Here is a 26,075-nt window from a genome sequence, read left to right on the forward strand (position 1 = left end):
CTATCCGCCGTCAGCTTCACCATGCCGTTTTATCGGACGACACGAGGTGGCAAATGGCTTTTCACCGTAGGAAATCCACGATCTGGCTGACCGCCGCCGCAGCGGCGATGGCGCTGGTCGCTGGCGGTGCCGCGGTGGTGGCTGTCGGTTCGGCCGACGGCACGGCGCTTGCCGACGGCGCTCTGGACGAAGGCTTGTTCGTCGACATCACCAAGGTGAAGCCGAACGTCAAGAAACCGAAGCCGGAGAACGACGCCACCACGGGCACGTTCACCGTCGACTGCGGCCGGAACGAGAACGGGCACTTCAACCCGGACAACTTCATCGCGCAGCCCGGTGTCCGCAACGGTGCGCAGCACTTGCACGACTACGTCGGCAACCTGTCGACGAACGCGGACTCGAACAACAAGTCACTGCAGAAGGCCGGCACGACCTGCAAGAACGGTGACAAGTCCGCTTACTTCTGGCCCGTCATCCGCATCAACAAGGCCGAGGACGACGAGGAGAAGGCACCGCCGAAGAAGGACGACAAGGCGCAGCAGGACAAGGACAAGGCCGACAAGGCGGCTGCCCGCCTCGAGTGCCCCGATGTCGCGTCCCTGCTTCCCGAGGACGTGCCGGACGCCGCCAAGGCCGAGATCGACCGGGAACTCGAGAACATCGAGAAGGTCACCGACGAGGCCGAGAAGAGGCTGGAGAACACCAAGCCTCAGGACGTCGACAACATCATCGTCGGCCCGACGCGCAACAAGCGCGCCGCCATCCTGGACCGCATGATGATCGCGTTCAGCCGCCAGGGCAAGCAGGCTCCCGATCTGAACCCGGCCGCCGCCTGCGCGGTCAAGGAGCAGGGCAAGGCCGCCGCGCTCGACAACGGCGCCGAGAACAACGATGCCGCTCAGGCAGAAGGCACCGAGAACAAGAAGAACCAGAACAACCCCGAGGAGAACGCGAACAACGAGCTGCCGGGCAACGAGGGTGAGATCCAGCGCCCGGAGGTCGTCGATCTCCAGTTCCGCGGTTCGCCGACCGGCAAGGTCGTCGCGATGCCGAAGTTCCTGCGCGTGCTCTACGGCGACGCCAAGGCCGGCCAGAACGGCCCGAAGAACGCCAAGGCGTCCTGGACCTGCCAGGGCTTCGAGGACAAGGTTCTGATCGACAAGTACCCGGTCTGCCCGCAGGGCTCGAAGGTCAAGCGCATCCACGACTTCCCGAGCTGCTGGGACGGCAAGAACATCGACTCCGCCAACCACCGCGATCACATCGTCTTCCCGGACCAGAACGGCAAGTGCAAGAAGGGCTTCAAGGCCGTTCCGCAGCTGCGGATCTCCCTGACCTACAACATCCCCAGGGACGTCCAGAAGGCGCGCCTGTACTCCGTCGACTCGTTCCCGGAAGAGGAGCACAACCCGCTCACCGACCACGACGACTTCGCGAACGTGATGTCGCAGAAGATCATGAACCGCCTCGTCAACTGCGTCAACACCGGCAAGAAGTGCCGCGAGTGAGATTGTTCGGGTAAGTGGAATCCCCGCTGTCGCCTCCTGCGGCAACGGGGATTTCGTTGCTGTAGATAAGGATGTCACCGGGCTCGGTTGGAACTGACTTCGATCCCGGCGGGAAGTCATGGTCTTGCCATGATCACTGCTGCTACCACGGCCGAGCCTGAGCCGCTGCGGCATCCGGTCCGTGAGGTGGCGCGATGAGCGGCCCGCAGCCGAGGCGGCCACCACACCGGGAAACCCGTGCTGGGTGGAGCTCGTCATCAACGACACCGAATGGAGCATGCGGTTCTTTCAGGCCATGTTCGGCTGGCCATACCACTTGGCTGCGTGACGCCGCCGGCCAGGCCTCCGCGGTGGCTGTACTGGACGACGAGCCAGTGGCCAGCATACGTCCACCCGAGCACGCGACGCCCTACGACGACCAACGCCCAAACGATCACTCCACTCCAGAGCGGAAAGTCGTGGGCGATCAGGAACAGGACCGGATCGGCCTGGCCTCGACCGGCGCAGTCCACAATGGTCGGCAACTGCATGGCCGTGATCGGCTGGCTCGCGCGACGGCCCCTGACACAGCATCACACCCACCGACCTGGCCGAGTTCTACCACCTATGGCCTGCAGGCATAGAACACACGTCGATCGACGTCGAGCGGCCGGAATCGTCTGATGCGCGACAGTTCTCTCGCTGGCCGCTGGCATCCACTCCCGGCGCCGACCCGATGATCGATCCCGCCGTCATCGACAGGCACCAGTCGGTAACGACCAGACCTGTAGTGACAACCATCTCCTGTATGTGACACCCATCGTCTGTCGTCACACCCGCGAACGTCCACAGGAGACAAGGGCTTTCGATTTGTCGCTTGACTTCATGCGCCGAAGGAAGCGGCCATGGTCGTGCGGCCCGACACAGACCTGACGACCGAACCGTAGGACATCCGGGGGCCCGAGATCTGTTGGGTTCCGCTCTACCTAAGTCAAGCTGTTGGCTATGGCGTCAAGTCCCTGGCCGACAGGGGTCACTGCCGGGCTCTTTCGCCGGTCGGGGTCACAGCGAACCAGACCTCGTCAAGACCGTCACCGAACGCGTCGCCGGCTTTCTCATCCTCGACGTAGCGATACAACGGGTGCCCGTTGAGCGTCACCTGCCTTAGGCCGTTGGGGCGCTCCGTCATGCCGAGAAGCGCGGCATCGATGCCGCTCGTGGTTTCCACCTCGGCCGTCAGCAGAGGCGTCCACTGCAGCACGCAGCCGGGCTCGACGCAATTGGACTTCGGTGGATTCGTTGCATCCTTTTCGTACCGGTAGAGGGTGTTCTGTCTGTGGTCTACGAGGATCTCGCCGAGGTTCGGCGTCTGCACAACCTGAACGCCCATCCTGTACTCAGGCGACGTCCCTTCGTCGGCTTCCGGTCCAGCAGGTCCGACCAGACCTGGTGAAGTGCCGTCAGGGTTCGTCGCGCAGGCACCTGTCAGCAGAAGCAACGCCAGCGCGGCCGCACCTCTCCTTGACACCGAGTCTCCCTTCCTGCGGCAGACGGTCTCTTCAATGCCTACGGATGTCGCGACCACCTAGTTCAACGCCTGAGCCTGGAATTCCCGTCACGACGCACGTATTCGCTGCTCAGGGGGCGTTCGCGCTGCCACAACAGCAGCAGCCCCTCGCGGAGGTCACCGAGCTGCACCCATTCCTCCCGGTGGCCGGACCTGGCGTCCGGATGGGCCCGCTACGGCCGCGCACAGCGGATCTCGTCAAGGGCGGGTTCGGCAACCGGCCCAGGCCACGGTCGTTCTGTCTGGCGACAGAACCCGTTCCTGCCTTCGTCGCAGCCGCGCATCGCTCCTGTCCTGGACAGCTCCTGAGCAGTGTTACGGCAGGAGCCTCCGTGATCACAGACGGCCGGGTGGCGGCGCCATTCGGCCATTGGACGGAGATCGAGATCGAGGAGGAGTTGTTGTTGTAGCTGGACTCGACGAGGGTGCGGTCGGAGTTGACCGTGTTAACCACGTCGTAGGTGCCGGAAGGGACGTTGGTGAGGTCGAGCCACTGGAAGTCGACGTTGAAGCGGTAGTCGTCACCGCTGCCGACGGAAATCCCCTCGAACACTTCGGTGGCGTGTGGATCGCGGTGTCCGCAGCGGTTCCGCTCGAGGCGTTGCGCGAGCTGTCCCTCCGGGCTGGCGGTGTCGCGCACTGAGGCGGGCAGTGTGTCGGCATCGGCGGTGCGGTAACGGTCGCCGAGACAGAACCCGTTCTTGCGGTCGGCGACAACCGTCTCGCCGCCAGGAGTCAGCAGCTGCATGCGTGCGAATCCCATGAGGTGCCAGTGCATGTGCATCCGGGCAGGCTCGTAATACATCGACGTGGCGGTAGCGCGCTCGGCGTCGTCGTACGAACCGGGAATCGCCCCGCCCCATCCAGTCTGGAAGGCCTGGCGCACTTCCATGTCGGTAGAACTCCGGTCAGGACGTCGGCCGTAGAGCAGCAGAGGGCCTTCGCCGACGTTGTCCTCGGCGGTGGTGAACCGCAGTCGAACCGCCTGGATGGCGCCGGAAGTCACGCAATCGCCGTTGGGTGACTTGGCGTTGGTGACCATGCAGACGTCCCAGTCACGGCAAAGCGAAGGATCTCCGCCGTAGCCACCGGTACACCCGACCGGCGCTTGCCGAAGGTCCGGCAGCAAAGGCCGTTCATCGGCCTGAGCCTGCGGGACCAACGCCACGGTGATCGCCAAGGCCAGCCCTGCCGCACTCCACAATCTGCCAGAAGCCATGGCGGAAAAGGCTAGTGCGCGCAGACACCCTTGCCCCGGTCCGAACCCGAGGTGTACCCGGCCGAGTGAACTGGAACAAGAGGTGCCCGCACCTGGCAGGCGAGCCACTGATCGGAGGAGAGTTGCCGTCGTGAAGCTGGAGTGGATGGCAGCGGCAGTCCTCATCGCGGTGCTCTCGCCGCTGTTCGGGCATTTCGAGGACAGGTCGCCGGTGTGGACGCGCATGGCGCGGTGGCTGGTGTACCTGGCGGTGCTTTTCGCAGTCGAGCAGCTCCTGGGACGTCCGTGGACGTGGGTGTGGATTGTCGGTCTTCCCCTTGCTGGCGCGACGTTTCACGTCATGTGGTGTGTCCGCCACCAGATCAACCCACTGACTGCCGAGCCTCGTGAGCGCTACTACCGGTTGCGCGGCTGGTCGTAGCCGTGCCGCCACCCGATGGTCACCACGAGAGCTCGTGACACTTGCCGGCAGCGGCCTCCGACTCCACCTGCAGGGTGACATGGCCCAAGTGATGCTGGTTCGACAACAACCTCTGCGCCGCCGCCAGTACCGCCTGAGGATCCGCGTCGTCGGCGACGACTAGGTGAGCGGTTGCGACCTCCATACCGGACGTGAGTGTCCACACGTGGAAGTCGTGCGCGTCCGTGACGCCGGGAATCGCGCCGAACTCCACCGCCACTGCCTGAACGTCGAGGCGTTCGGGCGCGTGCTGGAACAGGATGCGCAGCGCCCCGCGGCCGAGGTTGAACGCTCTGGGCAGCACGAAGAGTCCGATCGCGACACCGATGACCGGGTCGGCGTAGCGCCAGCCGAACAGCAGCGTGAGCAGGCCGCTCACCAATACGCCGACGGAGCCGAGCATGTCGGCCATGACTTCGAGGTAGGCGCCGCGGACGTTGATGCTCTCCTTGGCGCCACTGCGCAGCAGCAGGAACGCGATCACGTTCATTGCGAGGCCGACGACCGCCACGATCGACACCGGCAAGCCGGGCACCTCCGGCGGCGCGGCGAGGCGGTCGACCGCCTCGTACAGCACCCAACCGGCGACGGCGAAGAGCAGAACGGCGTTGAACAGCGCCCCGAACACCTCGGCGCGGTACATGCCGAACGTGTGGCCCGCCTTCCTGCTCGCCCGCCGCGCGACCAGGATCGCGGTGACGGCCATCAGAATGCCGAACACGTCGGTGAACACGTGCGCGGAGTCCGACAGCAACGCCAGCGACGAGGTGGACAAGCCCACGACGACCTACGTCACGAACGTGACCAGGCCCAACCCGGCGGCGAACCAGAGGTTGCGGATGTGCTTGCTGGAGGCGCTGGCCGCCTGCGCCGGCGACACCCCGTGCCCATGCCCGTGACTCATTGACCCCAAGCCCCCTTCGAAGCGTGCTCAGCGGCTACATATTGCAGTATGCGCATGTCTGCAACTGTTGCCCGCGCGGAGGCAGGCAGCTCACGCTATCTACGATCAACCATAGTTTTAGAACGGACTCTGCGAAGCGGGACTCTCACATGGTCGAATCCGGGCTCGGCTCCACCGGCACAGCTGATCCTGGTCAGGGGGAGGCTGCGGCGAGCCGGCGAGAGGTCGAGCTGTTCGTGTCCGGCATGACCTGTGCCGCGTGCGCGGCCAGAACCTCGCGCAAGCTGAACAAGCTCGCCGGAGTGGTCGCGACCGTCAACTTCGCCACTGGCCGGGCGCAGTTGACCGTGACCAGCGACGTGACCGACGAGAGGCTCGTGCAAGCGGTCGTTCAGGCTGGATACGGCGCCGAGGTCGTGCGGCCGGTGGAACCGGAGCCTGCAGGACGCGCCGAAGCGGAGACCGCCCGCGACCTGTGGCGGCGGCTCGTGGTCGCGGTGGTGCTGTTCGTCCCGCTCGCCGACCTGTCGATCACCTTCACCGTCCTGCCGAGCTGGCGGTTCCCCGGCTGGCAGTGGCTCCTCCTGGCGCTCGCGGCACCGGTCGTGGGCTGGGCGGCCGCACCGTTCCACCGCGTCGCCGCGCGCAACGCCAGACATGGCGCGACATCGATGGACACCCTCGTGTCTCTCGGGATCATCGCGGCGACGGTGTGGTCGTGCTACTCGATGTTCTTCGCGGCACCGCCGCCTGAGGGTGTCTCCGGGCTGTGGTTGCTGCTGCGGCCGGAAGGCGCGATCTACCTGGAGGTCGCCGCCGGCCTGACGACGTTCGTGCTCGCGGGTCGCTACTTCGAGGCCAAGGCGCGGTGGCGCGCTGGTGGCGCGTTGCGCGAACTGGCCGCGTTGCGTGCCGAGGAAGTCGTCCTCGTGCTGGACGACGGCTCGCACCGCATCGTTCCCGTCGACGAACTTCAGGCCGGTCGGCGGTTCATCGTCCGGTCCGGTGAGCGCATCGCGAGCGATGGCGTGGTGGTCGACGGGCGTGCCGCTGTCGACATGAGTTCCATGACCGGCGAGTCGGTGCCGGTGGAAGCCGCCGCCGGCGTGGACGTCATCGGTGGCACGGTCGTCCTCAACGGCGCTCTGCTGGTCAAGGCCACGAAGGTCGGCCGGGACACCCAGCTGGCCGCCATGGAGCGGTTGGTGGCGGAGGCTCAGACCGGAGAGGCACCGGTGCAGCGCGTAGCGGACCGGGCGTCCGGCTACTTCGTGCCCGCGGTGCTGGTGCTGGCGGTCCTCACTCTCGCCGTGTGGCTCCTGGTCGACGGCTCCGTCGAGCGGTCGTTCGCCGCCGCGCTGGCGGTGCTGGTGATCGCGTGTCCGTGCGCGCTCGGCCTCGCGACGCCGATGGCGTTGATGGTCGCCTCCGGCCGGGCGGCACGGCTGGGTCTGTTCATCAAGGGCTATCCAGCGCTCGAATCGACGCGAACCATCGACACGGTCGTGCTGGACAAGACGGGCACGGTCACGACAGGCAGGATGTCGTTGGTTGACGTCCATTGCGCCGAAGGTGTCGAACGCAACGATCTGCTGCGGCTCGTCGGCGCACTTGAAAAGGCCTCCACGCACCCGGTCGCGGTGGCGATCGTCTCCACTGCCCGCGAGGAGGTCGGGGCCCTGCCGCCCGTCTCCGGTTTCCGCGACGAGCCAGGCTTGGGCGCTTCGGGGACCGTGGACGGCCACGCGGTGCGTGCCGGGCGCGCGAAGTTGTTCACCGACCGGGGTTGCGCACTGCCCGCGGCGCTCGACGAACTGCGCTGCGAATGGGAACTCCGCGGCCGGACCACGGTGGTGGTCAGCCGGGACGAGGAGTTCGCCGGCCTCCTTGGCCTCAGCGACGCGGTACGGGCCGACGCACCGCACGCGGTCGCTCAACTGCACGAGCTTGGTCTGAGAACCGTGCTGCTCACCGGGGACAACGAGACCACAGCCCGCGCGGTGGCCAAGGAGATCGGCGTCGAACGCGTCGTCGCAGGAGTACTGCCGGGCGACAAGGCGGAGGAAGTGCGCCGGCTGAAGGCGGAGGGGCGCGCGGTCGCCGTCGTGGGCGACGGGGTGAACGACGCTCCCGCCCTCGCGACCGCCGACCTGGGCATGGCGATCGGTGCCGGCACCGATGTCGCGATCGACGCCGCGGATCTCATCCTCGTGCGTGAGGACGTCATGGCGGTACCTGACGCGATCAGACTCGCCCGCGCGACCTTGCGGACTATTCGCGGAAACCTGTTCTGGGCGTTCGGCTACAACGTCGCGGCGATCCCTCTCGCCGCGGCGGGACTGCTCAACCCGCTCGTCGCCGGCGCGGCGATGGCCATGTCGTCGCTGTTCGTGGTCTCCAACAGCATGCGCCTGCGGCGGTTCGCGCCAAGTCCGGCGCCGAAGATCGACAGGACGTGACGACCATGTCCGGTGCCGCACTGGCGACCATGCCCGACGTGAACCTGCCGCCGCTCACGGTGACGAGGATGCTGACCAGCTGGACGCTGGATCCGGCGATGGTGCTCCCGATCGTCGCCGCGGGAGCCCTGTACGTGTGGGGCGTGAGAGCGCTGCGCCGCCGGGGTGACAGCTGGGAACGCAGCCGCACCGTCTACTGGTTCGTCGGGCTCGCGATCATCTTCGTCGCGACGTCCTCCGCGCTCGGGGTCTACGACCGCGTCCTGTTCAGCGTGCCCGCGATCCAGCACATGCTCCTGCAGATGATCGCTCCGGTGCCGCTCGTGCTCGGAGCGCCGATGCGGCTGGCGATGCGCACCCTGCCGACGCGCGGCAGGGCGGTGCTTCTCGCGGTGGTGCACAGCGCTCCGGCACGTTTCCTCGCGCATCCCGGCTTCACGTTCTTGCTGTTCTCGGTCAGCCAGTTCGCCTTCTACTACACACCGCTCTACGACTGGTCGCTCACCAACGTGTGGGCGCACGACCTCTCGCACGTGCACTTCGTGCTCGTGGGGTTCCTGTTCTACTGGTCGCTGCTGGGCGTGGACCCGGTGCCGCACCGGCCGCCGTTCGTCTTCCGGTTCGTGATGGTCGTCGGTCTCGGGCCTGTGCACATCCTGCTCGGCATCCCGATCATGATGATGGCGACTCTGGTCAGTGACTTCTACGTGGGAGCGGGCAGCCGGTCGTGGGGTCCCACTCCCCTGGTCGACCAGCAGATCGGGGGCGGTGTGCTTTGGGGTTTCGGCGACGTGGCGGCGGCGGTGCTCGTCGGCGCGTTCCTGCGTCAGTGGTATCGCTCTGACGAGCGGGAAGCGCGCCGGATGGACCGACGGCTCGACCGTGCGCACGGCGAGTCGGCGACGGTCACCCCGTGGTGGCTCCTCGAAGAAGGCGACAAGTCGGCCGAACTGCTCGGTCCTCAGCGAGATTCCGAACGAACGAGCCCACGAAAGCGGTCCCGGTGACGATTTCGACCTCCCGCCGTGGCGGGCGACCGGTGGTGTGGCTGACCGGAGGAGCGGCTGCCGGGCTGATGCTCGTCGTTGTGCTCGTGTCGGGCAATGGTGAGGCGTACGGGGCCATGGGTCTTCCGGATCCGGGGACCGTCACGAAGATCGGCACGTACGTGCTGCGGTTCGTGGCCGATCTGGCGGCGGCGCTCTGTGCCGGTGCGCTCTGCTACGCGACGCTCTTCGTTCCTCCGAAGGACTCCGGTGGCCTGACCGCCGACGGCTGGAGCGCGGTCCGGTTGGCCGGTTGGACCGCGTGGGTGTGGTTCGTCGCGGCCGCCCTGCTGGTGCCGTTCGACGGCGCCGAGTCGACCGGCGTACCGGTGACGGCGGTGCTGAGCCCCGAAGGCATCGCGGTGCTGGTCTCGGTGCTGAGCGAACCGGTCGCCTGGCTCATCTCGGCACTGGTGGCGCTCGGGATCGCTCTGTGCTGCCGGCGCGTGCTGCGGTGGCGGCCGGCCGCGGGGCTCGCGGTGGTCGCCGTGACGGGCTTGCTGCCGCCGGTCGTGGTGGGCCACGGCTCCGCCGGTCTCGCGCATGACGTGGCAATGAACAGTCTGGTCATCCACGTTGTCGCGGCGGCGCTGTGGCTCGGTGTGCTGGTCTGCCTGGCGCTGCACGTGCGTCGGGGCACCGGCCGGCCGGGAGTCGCGATCAGGCGTTACCGGCGGTTCGCGTTCTGGTGCTGGGTCGCGGTGGCTTCCTCGGGTGTCGTCGCCGCGCTCACGCTGGTCACACCTTCGCAACTGCTCACCACCGAGTACGGCCGGTCGACTCTCGCCAAGGTGGCGGTGTTCGCGTTGCTCGGTGCTCTCGGCGTGATGGCCCGCCGCCGGCTGGGGGTGGTCGCCCTCGTGGCGGCGGAGACGGTGCTCATCCTGGTCACGGCAGGGGTGTCGGCGGGTATGACCCAAGCGGTGCCGCCGGCGCTGCTCGGAGCCGATCTCAGCCCGCTCCAGGTCGCGCTCGGCTACAGGCTGCCCGGCCCACCGGATGCGCTGAGCCTGCTCCTCACCTGGCGCCTGGACCTCCTGCTGGGCGTCGGCTTCCTCACCGCTGCGGTCGGCTATGTGCTTGGCCTGCAACGGTTGCGCGCACGGGGCGGGCACTGGCCGGCGCACCGTACAGCGACGTGGCTGGCAGGCTGCGCCGTGGGTTTCGTGGCGACGTCATCGGGTGTGGGCGCCTACGCGCCAGCCAGCTTCAGCGTGCACATGACGATGCACATGGCGCTGAACATGGTCGCGCCTTTGTTGCTGGTTCTCGGTGCGCCCCTCACGCTGGCCTTGCGTGCGCTCGCGGAAGGGGGCAGTCCTCGCCAGTTGCTGGTCTGGGTTCTCGCCTCGCGGCTGGCCCGGACGCTGTGCCACCCGATCGTCGCGGCTGTCGTGTTCGTCGTCAGCTACTACCTGCTGTACTTCGGCGGCGTCTTCGAACCGGTGATGTCCGAGCACTGGTCGCGGATGGCGCTCAGCATGTTCGTTCTGGTCAGCGGCTACCAGTTCTACTGGGTCGTGGTGGGCGCGGATCCGGCACCCGGAAGGCTCCCGCACCTCGGCCGGCTGGGCCTGGTGTTCGCCGTCATGCCGTTCCACGGTGTGTTCGCCGTGATCCTGATGAGCACTAGCACGGTGATCGCCTCGAACTACTACCGCACACTCGCCCTGGGGTGGCCTGTCGACCTGCTGACCGATCAGCGACTGGCCGGGGTGATCTCGCTGGTCGTCGGCGAGCTCGCCCTGGTGTCCGCACAGGTCGTGCTCCTGGTGCAGTGGCAACGCCACGACCAGCTGGGCACCTTCCGAACGGTGCCGGCCGACCTCGACGACGAGGAGACCGCGGCCTATCGAGCGATGCTGGCAAAGCTCAGGCGCCGCTAGGCTGCCAGGTGTGCGGCGGTGGCCATCCAAGGGTCCATCGCCTCGGTTGTGAGTCGCACTGCTCGTTCGGCAGGAACGTCAACTCCGAGAACATCGCGGAACCTTTGGCTGGTCTTGCCGCATGGCGACGGGCACGGGTGCGAGATCAGATCCTCGAGCCCCGAGATCATCCGATTCGGACCCCGAAAGACCTCAGCCAGGCCAGCGGGTCGGCCTTGCGCCCCGCCTGGTCCCACAGCTCGAAGTGCAGGTGCGGCCCGGTGGAGTTGCCGCGGTTGCCGACCTCCGCGATGACCTGCCCCGCGCTGACCTGCTGGCCTTCGCGCACCGCGTAGCTGTTGATGTGGCCGTAAACGGCGATGGTCCCGTCCGTGTGCCGGACCCTGACCCACAGCCCGAAACCGCTGGCGGGACCCGCGTCCGTCACCACGCCGTCCATGACCGATCGGATCGGCGTGCCGATCCGGTTCGCGATGTCGAGGCCGTAGTGCGTTCCTCCCCAGCGCGGGCCGTAAGCCGACGTCAACGTTCCCTCAGTCGGCGCGAAGACCTTGATCTTGCGCCGCTCCTCGGCCTCCCGCTCGGCCTGAAGACGTGCTGAGGCCTCGGCCTCCCGCTGCTCGGTCATCCGCAGACTCTTGGTGAGCTGCGCCACGTCTCCCTCGTGGTTCGGCGGACGCAGCGCGAGCAGCTTCGGCTTGTCGGTGTCTCCACCGACACCTGCATACGCACCGGACATGGTGGCCGACAGCAAGCCGGCGTCGGACGCGGGAGCGGACGACGAGGTCGACGCCCCCGCGTTCACCTGGAACGCGGCCGCGGCACCGGCAGCCACCCCGAAGATGACGAGGTTGGCGGACAGGCTTGAGGAGGGCCGCGACGGCGGCCGGATGTGTCGTGCCATCTGTTCAGCCCGCAATCTGCCGTGCGCCGAGGTGGCACCGGGCACCGCGGATCGGGTCGAAGCTCGCCGATATGTCCCGAACACCGCGATTCAGTCGCTGCGACGTCACGTCGCGTCTACCTCCGTTGTCGAGAGCAAGGCCTTACGCCCAGGGGAAGTTACAGCCGAGCGACAGGCATGTCTACTATAGATATTAGTAGAACAGGACCGAGTGACGCAGGACACCACACACTGGCGACACTGGTCGTGGATTCGCAGCAATAGTCCACTATGGACATTTGCTCACTTTGTGCTACCCGAAGGAAAACAGCTCAATCCGGTCCATAGTGGACACGATCGAGCGACTGTGCCGCAGTGCCGGTGCGCGCTAAGTTGGTCACTGTGCGGATCGGGACGAGGACAGCGCGTGGCATTCACGTGACAGTGCTCGCCGTAGTGCTTGCAGTGGTCGCGTCGTTCTTCGGTGTCCCGTGCACGGCGAGCAGCCATGAATCTCCGGCCTCCAGCCATGTGCACACGAGCGGATTCGACTCAGGCGACCACTGCCATCACGGGCCGACCGAGATGGACAAGGCGGGGCTCGACTGTGCGTTTCCGCGGACGAGCGAGTCGGCGAGCGGCTCACCGCCGTCCTGCGGCGGCATCCTTCCCGACCGCGGGACCAGCGGACAGCACTCAGGCGCACCGGAAGTCGACGACCTCTCCAGATTCGGCCGTGGACTGCTGATCATCCTCAACGTGTCCCGGAACTGACCGGCGCACCGCAGCGTGGCGGAGACGAGACGCGTGTGACCGCGTGGCTCGACTGTTCACACTGCCCAGCGCAGGCATTTCCCGAGACCGTCACGGCACCGCCGTGCGCACGAACGCTGAGGACACGATGCTCACCACCAGCGGCAGGCACGCGACGCCCGCCCTATCACCAGCACGCCTGCTCACCTCGTCGGCCGCTCCTCTTTGCCACACCCCCGCCTCGGTGGTGGGGAACACCCCGATCCAGTGGATCGACGACCTGTCAGGCCTCTCGTCCCGAGGTTTCTGGGCCAAGCTCGAAGGCTTCAACCCTGGCGGGATGAAGGACCGCCCGGCGCTGCACATGATCGCCAAGGCACGTGAGCGCGGCGAGCTCGCTCCCGGCGACGCCGTGGTCGAGTCGACCAGCGGAACCCTCGGTCTCGGTCTCGCGCTCGCCGGCATCGTCTACGGTCACCCGGTGACGCTGGTGACCGACCCCGGTATGGAGCCGATCGTGCAGCAGATGCTCCAGGCCCACGGCGCACGCGTCGACCTGGTGCCATCGCCTCACCCCGTGGGTGGTTGGCAGCAGGCTCGACGCGACCGTGTCGCCCAGCTCCTCGCTGACACCCCTGGCGCCTACTGCCCCGACCAGTACCAGAATCCGGACAACGTGGCCGGTTACGAGTCGCTGGCGCTCGAGCTGGTGGCGCAGCTCGGACGTATCGACGTGCTGGTGTGCTCGGTCGGCACCGGTGGGCACTCCGCCGGGGTATCGCGCGTGTTGCGTGAGTACTTTCCCGACCTGCGTCTGGTCGGTGTGGACACCGTCGGTTCGACGATCTTCGGCCAGCCGGCCCGGCCACGGCTGATGCGGGGCCTGGGATCGAGCATCTACCCGCGCAACGTGGACTACGCCGCGTTCGACGAGGTCCACTGGGTCAACGCCGCCGAGTCGGTGTGGGCGTGCCGGAGGCTCGCCACCCATCACCACGCCAGCGGCGGGTGGAGTGTCGGCGCGGTCGCGCTCGTCTCCAGCTGGCTCGCGCGAACCAACGATCCGGACGTGCGCATCGCGGCCGTGTTCCCGGACGGACCGCAGCGCTACTTCGACACCATCTACAACAACACGTACTGCTCGGCCAACGAGCTGACGGTACGGCCCCCTGCCCTGGAGCCCGACGAGATCGTTTCCGCGAGCGACCGCGAGGTCACCGGATGGACGAGGTGTCGCACCGTCACCGACCCGGCGGGAGGCAGGGCGTGACGAGCACCCTGCGGCAGTTCCGGTCGTTCGATCGGCCGGTGCGGCTGTTGTTGATCAACCAGTTCAGCATCAACGTCGGCTTCTACATGCTCATGCCCTATCTCGCGATGCACCTGTCCGGAGCTCTCGCACTCACCGGCTGGGCCGTGGGCCTGGTGCTCGGCGTGCGGAACTTCTCCCAGCAGGGCATGTTCCTGATCGGCGGCACACTCGCCGACCGACTCGGATACAAGCCCCTGATCGTGGCGGGATGCGCGCTGCGCACGGCGGGGTTCGCCGTGCTCGGGTTCGCGGACAGCCTGCCGGCGCTGGTCGTGGCCTCGGCCGCGACAGGCTTCGCAGGGGCGTTGTTCAACCCCGCGGTGAGGGCGTATGTCGCGCACGACGCAGGACCACGACGAATGGAGGCGTTCGCGCTCTTCAACGTCTTCTATCAGACCGGCATCCTGGTCGGTCCGATCATCGGCCTCCTGCTGACCGGGGTCACGTTCAGGCTGACCTGCCTGGTCGCCGCCTGCGTGTTCGCAGCGCTGACCTTGCTGCAGGTCAAGGCCCTGCCCGCCCGCGAGCCGGATCGCACGGCCACGGGGACATCGGTGCTGGGCGACTGGCGGGAGGTGCTCGGCAACCGCCGTTTCGTCCTGTTCTCGCTCGTCATGGCGGGCTCGTACGTGCTGTCGTTCCAGGTCTACCTGGCGCTACCGCTGGAGGCACGGCGCCTGGCGGGTTCCGAAGCCGAGGGCACCGCGTTGGTCGCCGGGCTCTTCGCCATCTCCGGCATCCTGGCCATCGCGGGCCAGATGCGCATCACCGCGTGGTGCCGGAGCAAATGGGGCCGGGATCGGTCGCTCGCGGTGGGCCTGGTCCTGATGAGCGCCGCCTTCGTCCCGCCTGTGATCACCGCGGCTTCACCGGACGGCGTGGGGGCGGTCGCGTACGTACCGCTCGTATTGTCGGCATCGTTGCTCGCGCTGGCAACGACCGTGGTGTTCCCCTTCGAAATGGACACCATCGTCTCGTTGTCCGGCGAGAGGCTCGTCGCGACGCACTACGGCTTGTACAACACCATCGTCGGCGTCGGCATCATGGCGGGCAATCTGTCGACCGGCGTGGTTCTCGATCTGAGCAGGTCGGCGGACGCGCCATCGACGCCGTGGTCCGGGCTCGCCGCACTGGGCGCGTTCTGCGCCTGGTGCCTGCACCTGCTCAGCCGACCCGCGCCTGCCACACGGGCGAAAACGCATGGCAAAGAGCCTGCCCGAAGCTACTATAAGAAATAGTAGAAAGAACCACCCGGCGCTGTCGGCCAGGAGGAAGTCATGCACGGACTCGGAACCCTGGAGGCCGCGATCATGGACGTGTGCCGACGGGAGCAGCGGCCGCTCAAAGTCAGGGAAGTACTCGACGACGGGCGAACGCGGGCGTAAACGACAGTCCCGACTGCGCAGAACGCCCCACGCCGGGAGGCGTTGGCGAGCTGTGAGCCCGACAGCAAGACACACCGGCGTGCAGCCGCCCTGAGCCGCACGGGAGAGGCGGCGCGTGCACCACGCGAAGCGGCGACATCCCTGTCGTACCGGAACGATCGACAAGGCCCGGCGTGCAATGAGAAGAAGCGCACGCTAGCATTCATGCATAGATTGCTATGCATGAATGCGTAACCCGAAGGGATCTTCGAAGTGGGAACTGGACATGGGCACGGGCACGGGCACGTGACCGTTTCAGGCCAGCACCGCGGACGTCTCATCGGCGTGCTCGCGATCACCGCGAGCATCATGGTCGTGCAGGTCATCGGCGCGTTGCTGTCCGGCAGCATCGCGCTGCTCGCGGACGCCGGCCACATGCTCACCGACTCGGCCGGTGTCGCGCTGGCCCTGGTCGCCATCACACTGGCCGCGCGGCCCCCCACGGCGAAGCGCACGTTCGGCCTGGCCAGAGCAGAGATCCTGGCCGCGGCGGTCAACGCCGCTGTACTGCTCGGCCTCGGCGCCTACATCATGTACGAGTCGATCTCCCGGTTGACCGAACCTCCCGCCCTGCAAAGCGGTTCGATGCTCGTCTTCGGCATCATCGGTCTCATTGGCAACGTCGCGTCGATGCTGCTGCTGTTCAAGGCGCAGAACGCCAGCCTCAACATGCGCGGCGCGTTCCTCGAGGTAGTGACCGACACCCTGGCGTCGGTCGGTGTCATCGCCGCCGCACTCATCGCGATGTTCACCGGCTTCACCCGCGCCGATGCGATCGTCGCGGTCCTAATTGGACTGCTGATCCTCCCCCGCGCGTTCAGCCTGCTGCGCGCAGCCGTCGACGTGCTGCTCGAGGCCGCGCCGAAGGACGTGAACCTCGACGAGGTCCGGCAGCACATCCTGGAAGTGCCGCACGTCCGCGACGTTCACGATCTGCACGCTTGGACGGTGACCTCCGGTATGCCCGTTCTGTCGGCGCACATCGTGGTCGAGGACGAGTGCTTCAACGACGGGCACGCACCGCAGGTGCTCGACCAGCTCCAGACCTGCCTCGCTGGTCACTTCGACGTCGCGCACTCCACCTTCCAGCTGGAACCCACGAGCCACGCCGCCCACGAGCAACCTGTTCATCCGTGAGCGGACAGTGCGGAACGGTGGGTTCCGGCATGAGCGCCAGCACGGGTACTTGAGGAGTCGATGGCCGCAGCCGTCGTGATCAGACTCGTAGCGTCGTTCAACACACCGGCCGTATCGGGGAAAGGCCGAAGATGTGGTGGAGACCGTATCCACACGTGCCGGTGATCGCGAATTCGCCTTGAAGGTCCAGCCGGCCAGGCTTGGGCGCTGCCCGCCGGCCAGAAAGCATTGAGAAGTCGCCGAACGGTGTAGCTCATCAGGCCCGTCTACATCGCAGGCGGTGCGACAAGACGGAATCCCCTGCCTAGTAACGAGGTAATCCACTAGCGGTGTCCGAGTTGGTGCATGGGAACTGACGTGGACATCGACCGTCCGGGTCGACCCGTGCCAGTTCGGCTCCCAAGCCTCGTTGGTCAGGTCTTCCCAATGCCAGACAGTGCCGAGGTCGATCTCCCTGCGAGTCAAAGAGACCGACTGGCCGTCCACGCTCGCCCTGCGGGTGCACGGCTCCCCAACAGCGGAGTGGACCGGGTTGCGCCGTTACGCCGGCTCGCTCCCCTGCGGCGACCCGCTGCGATCTCCTGCTCACCGCATCGATCCTCGCCACGAGCTCAACGGGTCCGGGGCCGGCTCCCATGGGGGTCCTCGGGGAAGGAGAGAGCCGGCCCCGGTCCCGCTACCGCGCTTCCGACAACCCGAACTTGTTGTGGAAGGCGCGGAGCCATCCCGGCAACCACCAGTTGCCGTTGCCGCACATGCGCATCAGAGCGGGCATGAGCGCACCTCTGATCAACGTGGCATCGACGATCACCGCGATCGCGAGGCCGACACCGAGCAGCTTGACCGGAGTCAGCCCCGAGGTCGCGAAGGCGAACAGCACCACCGCGACGATCACCGCGGCCGCCGTGACCAGACGTCCTACCCGCTCGAGGCCCCACGCGACCGAGGCCACGTTGTCACCGGTGAGCTCGTGGTGTTCCTTGATGCGGGACAACATGAACACCTGGTAGTCCATCGACACGCCGAACGCCACGCAGAACATCAGGATCGGCATTCGGATGTTGACGTTGTCGGTGACGATGAAGTCGCCGACCAGCCAGCGCAAGTGGCCTTCCTGGAAGATGAAGACCATCGCGCCGAACGTCGCGGTGAGGCTGAGCAGGTTCATGAAGATGGCCTGCAACGGGATCAGCAAGCTGCCGGTGAACAGGAACAGCAGGATGAACGTGGTCACCGCGATGAACAGCAACACCCACGGCAACGCACCGCCGACATTCACACGCGCGTCCACCAGCTGCGCGGCCTGACCACCGACCAACCGGTCCGTTGACGGTGAGGGCAGGTCTCGCACCTTCGCCACCAGGTCGCCGCCCTGCGGCGAGTAGGGCTCAGGCTCGGAGATGATCGACACCCAGGTCCCGACCGGCGCGTCGAACCTCGCCGAGCTCGGGTCCGGCGGCGCGACCTGCTCACCCTTGATGTACGAGCCGGTGGCGGCGTCGACCCTGGTGACGCCGCTGATCTGCGACAGCTTGGTGGCGTAGTCACCGATCTTCGTGGAGTCCGCCAGCGCGGGCACGCCTGGCAGCACCACGGTGAGCGGCGAGTCCTCCTTGCTCGCGTAGTTGTCGCGGATGTACTGCGCGGCAACGTGCGCCGGCGCGTCGGGCGGCAGCACCCGGTCGTCCGACTCACCGAACTTGGCGCCCAGGAACGGCGATCCCACGACGAGCAGCAGCGCCGTCACGATCAGGAAGAACGGCAGCGGCCGCTTCATCACGATCAACGACCAGCGGTGCCAGAAGCCGCCGCTGCTGCCGTCCTGCGCGGTCTTCTTGCGGGACTTGAACAACCCCTGCAGGCTCAGCGCGTCGACCTTGCGCCCCAGTACCGACAACAGTGCGGGCAGCACGACCACCGCTCCGAGCGCCGCCAGCGCCACGACCGAGATGCCGGCGTAGGCGAACGAGCGCAGGAAGTTCATGGGGAACAGCAACAACGACGACATCGACACCGCGACGGTCAACGCGGAGAAGACGACCGTACGACCAGCCGTGCGAACCGTGGTGCCGATCGCCTCCCGCACATCGGATCCGCTGGCCAGCTCCTCGCGGAATCTGGTGAGGATGAAGAGGCTGTAGTCGATCGCGAGGCCGAGTCCCAAAGCGATGGTGATGTTCACGGCGAACACCGACACCGGCACCATCATGTTGAAGACCTTCAACATGACGAGCGCACCGACCACCGCCAGACCACCCACTGCAAGCGGCGTGAGCGCGGCGATGACACCGCGGAACACCAGCAGCAGGATCAGCAACGTGAGCGGCGCGGCGATGAGCTCGGCCCGCACCAGGTCCTCGTCGCTCTGGGTGTTGACCTCGGCGCGCACCTGCGCGACACCCGTTGCCTCGATGGTGAAGCCCTCGCGCTGACCGACGATCGTGGGCACGATGCGCGTGGTCGCCTTGCTGACCTCGTTCTCGTCGCCGACGAGCCGGACGAGGATCATCGCGGACTTGCTGTCCTCACCCCGAAGCGGCGGCGCGCCGTTCAGGCTCCAGAACGATTCCGCCTGCACCACACCGGACTCCCTGGAGAGCCGGTCGGTGAGCTCGGTGCCGAACTTGACCGCGGCGGGGTCCTCGACGGATCCCGTCGTCTTCACCAGGAACACCAGATGTGGTGCTCCTGCTTTGAAGTCCTTGTTCAGGATGTTGTCGGCGCGGGTCGCTTCCGCGTTGGTCGCGGTGATCCCGCCTTCGGACAGGCGTTCGGTGACGTCCGAGCCGAACGGCAGCGCGAGTCCGATCGCGACGACCACGGCGACCAGCACCAGGATCCGGCGCCGGAAGACGCCGTGTCCGATGCGTTCCAGCAGAGAGCGCTTTGCCCCCTTGCTGATGCCGGGCGGCGCCTCCCGCTCCTTCTGGTCCGCTGTCATGTGTTGCTCACTCCTCGGTGAAACTCCTGCGAGCGGGCGAACGTCACCCGATGACAGAAGTCTGCGGGCGCGGCCCGTCCCGAGACTTGTAAGAAACGGCTATACCCACCAGGGGTAAGTGCACTATCGGGTGCGACTGTGTCGTTCAGGGACGTCCATGCATCCCACGGTCACCTTCTCGCAGTCCTCGCTGGGAGGATGCGGCGACACCGCCCTGGCGAGCAGGGACGGTGCGAGTCCGAAGGTGCGGCGGGTGACGTTGGTGAGGTGTGCGGAGTCGGTGAATCCCGCGGTGTGCGCGGCCTCGGTCAGCGTGGAGCCGCCGAGCACCGACTCGACGGCGCGCTGCAGCCGCAACCACAGCACGTACCGCCGGAACGACAGGCCGATCTCCGACGCGAACAGGTGCCGCAGCCGACTGTCCGAGATGCCCACCGCGCCGCTCACCTCGGCCAGCGACACAGGGCCGCTGATGATCGTCGGCAGGTACTGGATCGCGTCCTCCAGCACCGGATGCCCGGCGACACCGGTCACGACCCGGCAGTCCACACCGAGCGCGCCGAACATGCGGCACACCAGCGCTTCCGGTTCCTGGTCGTCACGGCTGAGCACCGCGGGCGTCAACGCACGGGCGGCGTCCGCCCAGTCCGCCACCGACGAAGAGACGCCGCGGGCGACGAGCTCCCGGCCGGTGGTGCTCTCCGGTTCGAGGTAGAGCATCACCGTGCGCGGGTTGCCCTCGACGATGGCGTGCGGTTCGTTCGCGGGGATCACGGCGGACTGGCAGCGCTGCCGCCGGCCCTCGCCGTCCTGGAGTTCGATCTGGCCGTCGGCGACGACGATCTGGATCGCGTGGTGGGCGTGCTCGGCCGCGTGGCCGACCGCGCCGAGGTAGAGCTGCCACCCAGGCCGGATGACGCCGAACCCACCACTCCAGGTGTCGTCCGCCATCAGCCTCCCCCGTCCACGCCGGCCCCCGCACGTGGGCACCATTGTGACAGGGGCGAACATCAAACGGTCGATTCGTCCGATTCAGCGACGTGGGCGAACGCGCGCACCTGCGCCGTGAGCGCCACCTTGCCAGTGTTCTCGACCTCGACGCTGATGCCGAAAACGATTTCGGGTGAACTCGTGCAGCCGAGGTGAAGTCGACGCGATGAGCGGACTGAGCGCTGACCCGGCTCCGCCCGCCGCCTGGTCCCACGCTCGTGGCGATGGCTCTTGCCTGCAGGGGCAATGCACGGCTAGCGACCCTGAACCGACTGCGAACGACAAGGAAGACAGTCGCCGCGTTGTCCTTCGCCTGGCCGCATCCTGGCACGTTCGAGTCCGTGCTCTTGGTGTCGAGCAGGAAACAACCCGAGCATTCGACAGAGGCAATCCGCTCGCCAGCGGCTTCGGTGATCGTCACGGTAACGGTGAGGAAAGGTTCCGAGGCGGCAGGGCGCACACTGCCATTTGAGATCTCACTTGCAGCTCTCCGGGGCTTGTAACGAAGCCCGTTGCGCAACCGACCTTCGATACGACCGAGCAGCTACTACAGGGTCTAGTAGTCGCGGTGTCGCAGAGAGTGTTCGCTTATCCGAGAGGTGGACTGCATGACGGCGCCGAACGCCAGGCCCCATATGCTGCTGAGACGTCTTTCCCGTGCGCTGTTGTCCCTTGTGGTCGGTGCGGGCGTGGCCATGCCATTTGTGGTCGCGTCCGCACCGACGGCGTTGGCGGCGCCGTGTGACGCGCCCGTGTCCAACAAGGTGCTGTGCGAGAACACGAAGCCCGGTACGCCGAACTGGCAGGTGACCTCAAGGGACGACTCAATTCTCGGTTACACGACCGACATCAGCGTCACGCCCGGCGGTCGCGTGGACTTCAAGATGCTGACCACGGCGTCGTCCTACACGATCGATTTCTATCGCCTCGGCTGGTACGCGGGCGTGGGCGCGAGGCACATGGGCCAGGTCAGCCGGAATTCCGCGCAGAACCAACCACCCTGTCTGCGGGACGCTCCGACCGCGCTCATCGACTGCGGGAACTGGGCGGTCTCGGTCAGCTGGACCGTGCCGTCCGACGCGGTGTCCGGCATCTATTACGCGCGGACGAGGCGAAACGACACGGGTGCAGAGAACGAGATCGTGTTCGTCGTTCGGGACGACACCTCGCGCTCGAAGATCTTCCTTCAAACCTCGGACGCCACCTGGGTGGCGTACAACCGCTACGGCGGCAACAGCCTGTACTTCGGCGACGGCCCTGGTCAGGGCGGCAGCTCGTACAAGGTCAGCTACAACCGTCCGTACACCGGTGGTGACGGCGACGAGAACTTCATCTTCAACGCCGAGTACCCGATGCTGCGCTTCCTGGAGGCCAACGGGTACGACGTGAGTTACACGACCGAGGTCGACACCGCGCGACGTGGTCAGCTGATCAAGAACCACAAGGTGTTCATGCCCGTCGGGCACCCCGAGTACTGGTCGAACGAACAGCGCGCGAACGTGGAGTCCGCTCGCGACGCCGGTGTGAACCTGGCGTTCCTGACTGGCAACGAGATCTTCTGGAAGTCCCGCTGGGAGAAGAGCATCGACTCCTCCCAGACTGACTGGCGAACGGTCGCGAGCTTCAAAGAGACCAAGGGCACCCAGAACGACGGCCTGAACGACTGGACCGGTACGTGGCGCGACCCGCGCTACAGCCCGCCGCAGGACGGCGGCAGGCCGGAAAACGCCCTGCTGGGCAACATCTTCACCGTCAACGGCCGCCGCGACGACTCGATGCAGGTGCCTGCCGCGTACGGCAAGATGCGGCTCTGGCGGCACACCGACCTGCAGACCATGGCGGCGGGCAGCACCTACACGTTCCAGCCCGGCACGCTCGGCTACGAGTGGAACACCGTCGAGGACAACGGGTTCCAGCCGCCAGGCGTGGCCCAGCTGTCCCGTACGACGGTCGATCTGCAGGGCTACTACGTGCTGAAGAACCACGGCGACGAGTACGGCTCCGAGATCAAGACGCACGCGGTCACCTACTACCGCCACCCCAGCGGGTCGCTCGTGCTCGCGGCGGGCACCGTGCAATGGGCTTGGGGCGTCGACGATGAGCATGCGTTCCGCACGAACACGCCGACCTCCGACGTCAGGATGAAGCAGGCGACCATCAACTTCCTGGCGGACATGGGTGTGTTCCCGTCCACGTTGCAGGCAGGATTGACGGCAGCGACGGCGAGCAGTGACACGGCCCCTCCGGGCGTGACGATCAGCAACGTGCCCGCGCAGTCGACGGTCGCGCAGCCGTACACGTTCTCCGGCACGGTGATCGACGCCTCAGGCCAGGTGGCCGGTGTCGAGGTGTCCACGGACGGCGGCAACCGCTGGCATCCGGCGACCTGGCAGGCCGGGCAGACGACGTGGAGCTACACCTACACACCCTCGCAATCCGGCACGGCACAGCTGCGAGTTCGAGCGGTCGACGACTCGGCGAACCTCTCCGCACCGGTCTCCGCGACACCAGGTGTGTCGTCGAGGACCTGCCCGTGCGGGGTCTTCGCCGGCAGCGACCTGCCCAAGGTCGCCTCGGCCAACGACAGCTCCGCACTGGAGCTCGGCATGAAGTTCCGCAGCGCCACCTCCGGTTATGTGCGCGGTGTGCGGTTCTACAAGGGTGAGGGCAACACCGGCTCGCACACCGGATCGCTGTGGTCGAGCAACGGCGAACTGCTGGCCTCCGGCACGTTCGTGAACGAGACGGCGACGGGCTGGCAGACGCTGCTCTTCCCGTCACCGATCGCGGTTCAGGCGAACACCACCTACATCGCCTCGTACTTCACGCCAACCGGCCGTTTCTCCTACGACACCGAGTACTTCTTCCGCAAGGACAAGAAGCTGGAGCCCCTGACCGGACTGCAGTCCGGTGCGGACGGACCGAACGGCGTGTTCAAGTTCGGCGCGGGCTATCCGAGCAACACCTTCGGCGACACCAACTACTGGGTCGACGTCGTGTGGGCGCCGGATCCTGGCCCGGACACCCGCGCACCGATCCAGACGTCCAGCTCCCCGTCCGCCAACGCAGGCTCTGTCGCACTCACCACGACGGTGTCGGGAACGTTCGACGAGAACGTGTCACTGACCGGCGTGCAGTTCACCGTGACCGGCCCGAACGGCGCGGTGGCCGGCGCCACCTCGCTGTCCGCGGACACGCGCACCGTGACGTTCACGCCGTCGGCCCCGCTCGCCGCGGCGACGGCTTACACAGCAACGCTGAGAGCCGCGGACGCGTCGAACAACCTTTCCGTGGCAACCAACTGGACGTTCACGACCGGTTCACCCCGTCCGGCAGCATGCCCGTGCACGGTCTGGGACGACTTCGCCGCACCCGCCACCATGGACGCCGGTGACACCAACCAGGTCGAGGTCGGCACGAAGGTCCGCTTCGACGGCAAGGGCGAGGTCCTCGGCGTCCGATTCTACAAGGGACCTGGCAACACCGGCACCCACACCGGCTCGCTGTGGACCTCTACCGGGCAACTGCTCGCCCAGGGAACGTTCACCAACGAGACGACCTCCGGCTGGCAGAAGCTGACGTTCAGCACACCCGTCGCGGTACAGGCGAACACGACCTACGTCGTCTCGTACTACGCCCCGAACGGCCGATACTCCGTCACCTCCGGGTACTTCAACGGCCAGGGCGCGGACTACAAGTCCCTGCACGCCCTGCAGAACGGCACGGACGGCGGCAATGGCATCTACCGGTACGGCAGTGGCGGTGGGTTCCCCAACTCGTCCTACAACGCGACGAACTACTGGGTCGACGTCATCTACCGAAACGGCCTCAACGGCGACACCACTCCCCCAACGCTGACCAACCGCACACCGGCCGTCGACGCCACGAACGTGTCGCTCACGGCACCTCTGACCGCGACGTTCAGCGAACCGGTCGACCCCGCCTCGGCACAGATCTGGCTGACCGATCCCAGGGGCGGCAAGTTGACGGGATCGGTATCGCTCTCAGCCGACCAGAAGACCGTCACGTGGACACCGGCGGGCAAACTCGCCCCCGGTACGCGCTATCAGGCGCACGTGGGCATCGCCGACGCCAACGGCATCGCGCTGGCCGCGCCGGCGGAGTGGGGCTTCACCACCACGACGACACCGACCTGCCCGTGCTCGCTGTTCAGCACAGCGTCCATACCCACTGTGACGTCCACGGACGACAACGGCGCTTACGAGCTCGGCGTCCGGTTCACGCCGACCCAGTCCGGGCAGATCACCGGCGTGAAGTTCTACAAGGGCACGGGCAACACCGGCACCCACACCGGCTCGCTGTGGAACGCATCCGGTTCGCGACTGGCGACTGGCACGTTCTCCAACGAGACCACGAACGGCTGGCAGACGCTGACGTTCGCACAGCCGGTGATAGTCAGCTCCGGACAGACCTACACCGCCTCGTACACGACCACCACCGGCCGCTACGCGGTGAACGGCGGGTACTTCGGCACAGGGCCGGTCAATTCGGGACCGCTGATCGCACCCCAGGACCAGAACGGCGTGTTCGTGCCCGGCTCCGGCTTCCCGACGATGACCTACGGCTCCGGCAACTACTGGGTCGACGTGGTCTACCAGCCCAACGCCGACAACGACGCACCGGTCGTTCAGGCCCGTACCCCCCTGGATGGTGCCAGCGAGGTCAGCCTGACGAGCACGGTGACGGCGTCGTTCAACGAGCCCGTGGAGCTGAGCACCGCGCAGTTCTCGCTGACCGATCCCGGCGGTGCAAAGGTCACCGGCACGCTGGCGTTGTCCGGCGACCAGAGGACCGTCACGTGGACTCCGTCAGCGAGGCTCGCGGCGGGCACGCGCTACACGGCGAGCCTGCGGATCGCGGACGCGTACGGGAACCTGATGCCCGCCGCGACCGCGTGGTCGTTCACGGCAACGACCACCCAGGCGTGCCCGTGCTCGTTGTTCAGTGCCGCAACGGTTCCGACGGTCGCGGCCACGGATGACAGCGGCGCCTACGAGCTGGGTGTGCGGTTCGCGTCCTCGACCGGCGGCAAGGTGACCGGTGTGAAGTTCTACAAGGGCGCCGGCAACACCGGCACCCACACTGGTTCGCTCTGGACCGCGGACGGAACGCGGCTGGCAGTCGGCACGTTCTCCAACGAGACGGAGACGGGCTGGCAGACGCTGACGTTCTCGACACCGGTGGACATCACCGCTGGCGTCACCTACGTCGCCTCGTACACCACAACGACGGGCAGGTACGCGCTCGACACCGGGTACTTCTCGGCATCGGCTGTGACCAGTTCGCCGCTCAGCGCGGGGATAGCCAACGGCGTCTTCCAAGCGGGGTCGGGATTCCCGTCGACCACGTACAACGGCGGCAACTACTGGGTGGACGTGATGTTCCAGCAGAGCTGACCGCAGAATGCGGAACGGCGGGCCATGCGGACTTCCGCATGACCCGCCGTTCTGTCGGTGACAGCCTCATCAGGCTCGTCGTGGGCGCAGGAGTGCCCAATCCCGAAGGGCTGGAAGGACCTGCGGAACCCCGCGATGCCGACCTGCGCCCGGTATCTCCGTCCGGCGTCTACCGGTGAGACGAAGAAGT

The 26,075-nt window shown here is 66.8% G+C and carries 14 protein-coding genes and 1 pseudogene; 9 read left to right on the forward strand and 6 right to left on the reverse strand.

Features of this window, described 5'->3' with window-relative positions:
* Positions 1–53: 53 nt before the first annotated feature.
* Positions 54–1,508, forward strand: a complete 1,455-nt coding sequence (locus ACSHWB_RS44735; protein WP_439659416.1) for a DUF1996 domain-containing protein — start codon at positions 54–56, stop codon at positions 1,506–1,508.
* 1,012 nt (positions 1,509–2,520) lie between these two features.
* Here the strand turns inward: ACSHWB_RS44735 and ACSHWB_RS44740 are convergent.
* Both ACSHWB_RS44740 and ACSHWB_RS44745 read right to left on the reverse strand, forming a co-directional pair.
* Positions 2,521–3,015, reverse strand: coding sequence for a COG4315 family predicted lipoprotein (locus tag ACSHWB_RS44740; protein WP_439659417.1), 495 nt, complete (start codon positions 3,013–3,015; stop codon positions 2,521–2,523).
* A gap of 109 nt (positions 3,016–3,124) precedes the next feature.
* The gene (locus tag ACSHWB_RS44745) at positions 3,125–4,234 is read right to left on the reverse strand and encodes a lysyl oxidase family protein (RefSeq protein ID WP_439659418.1); all 1,110 of its coding nucleotides are present in this window, start codon (positions 4,232–4,234) and stop codon (positions 3,125–3,127) included.
* 169 nt (positions 4,235–4,403) lie between these two features.
* Here ACSHWB_RS44745 and ACSHWB_RS44750 point away from each other — a divergent pair, with 169 nt between their 5' ends.
* The gene (locus ACSHWB_RS44750) at positions 4,404–4,694 is read left to right on the forward strand and encodes a hypothetical protein (protein WP_439659419.1); all 291 of its coding nucleotides are present in this window, start codon (positions 4,404–4,406) and stop codon (positions 4,692–4,694) included.
* Between the two features lie 19 nt (positions 4,695–4,713).
* Here ACSHWB_RS44750 and ACSHWB_RS44755 read toward each other — a convergent pair.
* Positions 4,714–5,637 (reverse strand): annotated as a pseudogene (locus ACSHWB_RS44755) (cation diffusion facilitator family transporter).
* 149 nt (positions 5,638–5,786) lie between these two features.
* Between ACSHWB_RS44755 and ACSHWB_RS44760 the strand changes: the two are divergent.
* From ACSHWB_RS44760 to ACSHWB_RS44770, 3 genes are read left to right on the forward strand one after another with little or no spacing between them, the layout of a single operon-like run.
* A complete protein-coding gene (locus ACSHWB_RS44760; protein WP_439659420.1) occupies positions 5,787–8,096 on the forward strand; it encodes a heavy metal translocating P-type ATPase in 2,310 nt (769 codons plus the stop codon).
* 5 nt (positions 8,097–8,101) lie between these two features.
* Positions 8,102–9,103, forward strand: a complete 1,002-nt coding sequence (locus ACSHWB_RS44765) for a cytochrome c oxidase assembly protein (protein ID WP_439664780.1) — start codon at positions 8,102–8,104, stop codon at positions 9,101–9,103.
* Positions 9,100–11,028 carry a cytochrome c oxidase assembly protein gene (locus tag ACSHWB_RS44770; protein WP_439659421.1) on the forward strand — a complete coding sequence of 643 codons (1,929 nt, stop codon included), beginning with the start codon at positions 9,100–9,102 and terminating at the stop codon, positions 11,026–11,028. Before ACSHWB_RS44765 ends, ACSHWB_RS44770 begins: the two co-directional genes overlap by 4 nt.
* 166 nt (positions 11,029–11,194) lie before the next feature.
* Here ACSHWB_RS44770 and ACSHWB_RS44775 read toward each other — a convergent pair whose 3' ends face one another.
* Positions 11,195–11,932 carry a M23 family metallopeptidase gene (locus ACSHWB_RS44775; protein ID WP_439659422.1) on the reverse strand — a complete coding sequence of 246 codons (738 nt, stop codon included), beginning with the start codon at positions 11,930–11,932 and terminating at the stop codon, positions 11,195–11,197.
* A gap of 880 nt (positions 11,933–12,812) precedes the next feature.
* Here ACSHWB_RS44775 and ACSHWB_RS44780 point away from each other — a divergent pair.
* From ACSHWB_RS44780 to ACSHWB_RS44790, 3 genes are all read left to right on the forward strand, one after another.
* Positions 12,813–13,934 (forward strand): PLP-dependent cysteine synthase family protein, encoded by a 1,122-nt coding sequence (locus ACSHWB_RS44780; RefSeq protein ID WP_439664781.1) that lies wholly within the window; start codon positions 12,813–12,815, stop codon positions 13,932–13,934.
* Positions 13,931–15,214, forward strand: coding sequence for an MDR family MFS transporter (locus tag ACSHWB_RS44785; RefSeq protein ID WP_439659423.1), 1,284 nt, complete (start codon positions 13,931–13,933; stop codon positions 15,212–15,214). The genes ACSHWB_RS44780 and ACSHWB_RS44785 overlap by 4 nt, the downstream gene beginning before the upstream one ends.
* Before the next feature lie 432 nt (positions 15,215–15,646).
* Positions 15,647–16,537, forward strand: a complete 891-nt coding sequence (locus ACSHWB_RS44790) for a cation diffusion facilitator family transporter (protein ID WP_439659424.1) — start codon at positions 15,647–15,649, stop codon at positions 16,535–16,537.
* 676 nt (positions 16,538–17,213) lie between these two features.
* Here the strand turns inward: ACSHWB_RS44790 and ACSHWB_RS44795 are convergent.
* Both ACSHWB_RS44795 and ACSHWB_RS44800 read right to left on the reverse strand, forming a co-directional pair.
* Positions 17,214–19,478, reverse strand: coding sequence for an MMPL family transporter (locus ACSHWB_RS44795; RefSeq protein ID WP_439659425.1), 2,265 nt, complete (start codon positions 19,476–19,478; stop codon positions 17,214–17,216).
* A gap of 123 nt (positions 19,479–19,601) precedes the next feature.
* Positions 19,602–20,429 carry a helix-turn-helix transcriptional regulator gene (locus ACSHWB_RS44800; RefSeq protein ID WP_439659426.1) on the reverse strand — a complete coding sequence of 276 codons (828 nt, stop codon included), beginning with the start codon at positions 20,427–20,429 and terminating at the stop codon, positions 19,602–19,604.
* 734 nt (positions 20,430–21,163) lie between these two features.
* Here ACSHWB_RS44800 and ACSHWB_RS44805 point away from each other — a divergent pair.
* Entirely contained in the window at positions 21,164–25,885 is a 4,722-nt protein-coding gene (locus tag ACSHWB_RS44805; RefSeq protein ID WP_439664782.1) for a DUF4082 domain-containing protein, read from the forward strand.
* Positions 25,886–26,075: the final 190 nt, after the last annotated feature.

The sequence above is a fragment of the Lentzea sp. HUAS TT2 genome, from assembly GCF_051853195.1.
Lineage (GTDB): Bacteria > Actinomycetota > Actinomycetes > Mycobacteriales > Pseudonocardiaceae > Lentzea.

What these genes read in the sequence shown, in the direction of transcription:
- ACSHWB_RS44735 (WP_439659416.1), top strand. Translation starts at nt 54, where the DNA reads ATGGCTTTTCACCGTAGGAAATCCACGATCTGGCTGACCGCCGCCGCA.
- ACSHWB_RS44760 (WP_439659420.1), top strand. Translation starts at nt 5,787, where the DNA reads ATGGTCGAATCCGGGCTCGGCTCCACCGGCACAGCTGATCCTGGTCAG.
- ACSHWB_RS44765 (WP_439664780.1), top strand. Translation starts at nt 8,102, where the DNA reads ATGTCCGGTGCCGCACTGGCGACCATGCCCGACGTGAACCTGCCGCCG.
- ACSHWB_RS44775 (WP_439659422.1), bottom strand. Translation starts at nt 11,932, where the DNA reads ATGGCACGACACATCCGGCCGCCGTCGCGGCCCTCCTCAAGCCTGTCC.
- ACSHWB_RS44780 (WP_439664781.1), top strand. Translation starts at nt 12,813, where the DNA reads ATGCTCACCACCAGCGGCAGGCACGCGACGCCCGCCCTATCACCAGCA.
- ACSHWB_RS44795 (WP_439659425.1), bottom strand. Translation starts at nt 19,478, where the DNA reads ATGACAGCGGACCAGAAGGAGCGGGAGGCGCCGCCCGGCATCAGCAAG.
- ACSHWB_RS44800 (WP_439659426.1), bottom strand. Translation starts at nt 20,429, where the DNA reads ATGGCGGACGACACCTGGAGTGGTGGGTTCGGCGTCATCCGGCCTGGG.
- ACSHWB_RS44805 (WP_439664782.1), top strand. Translation starts at nt 21,164, where the DNA reads ATGCCATTTGTGGTCGCGTCCGCACCGACGGCGTTGGCGGCGCCGTGT.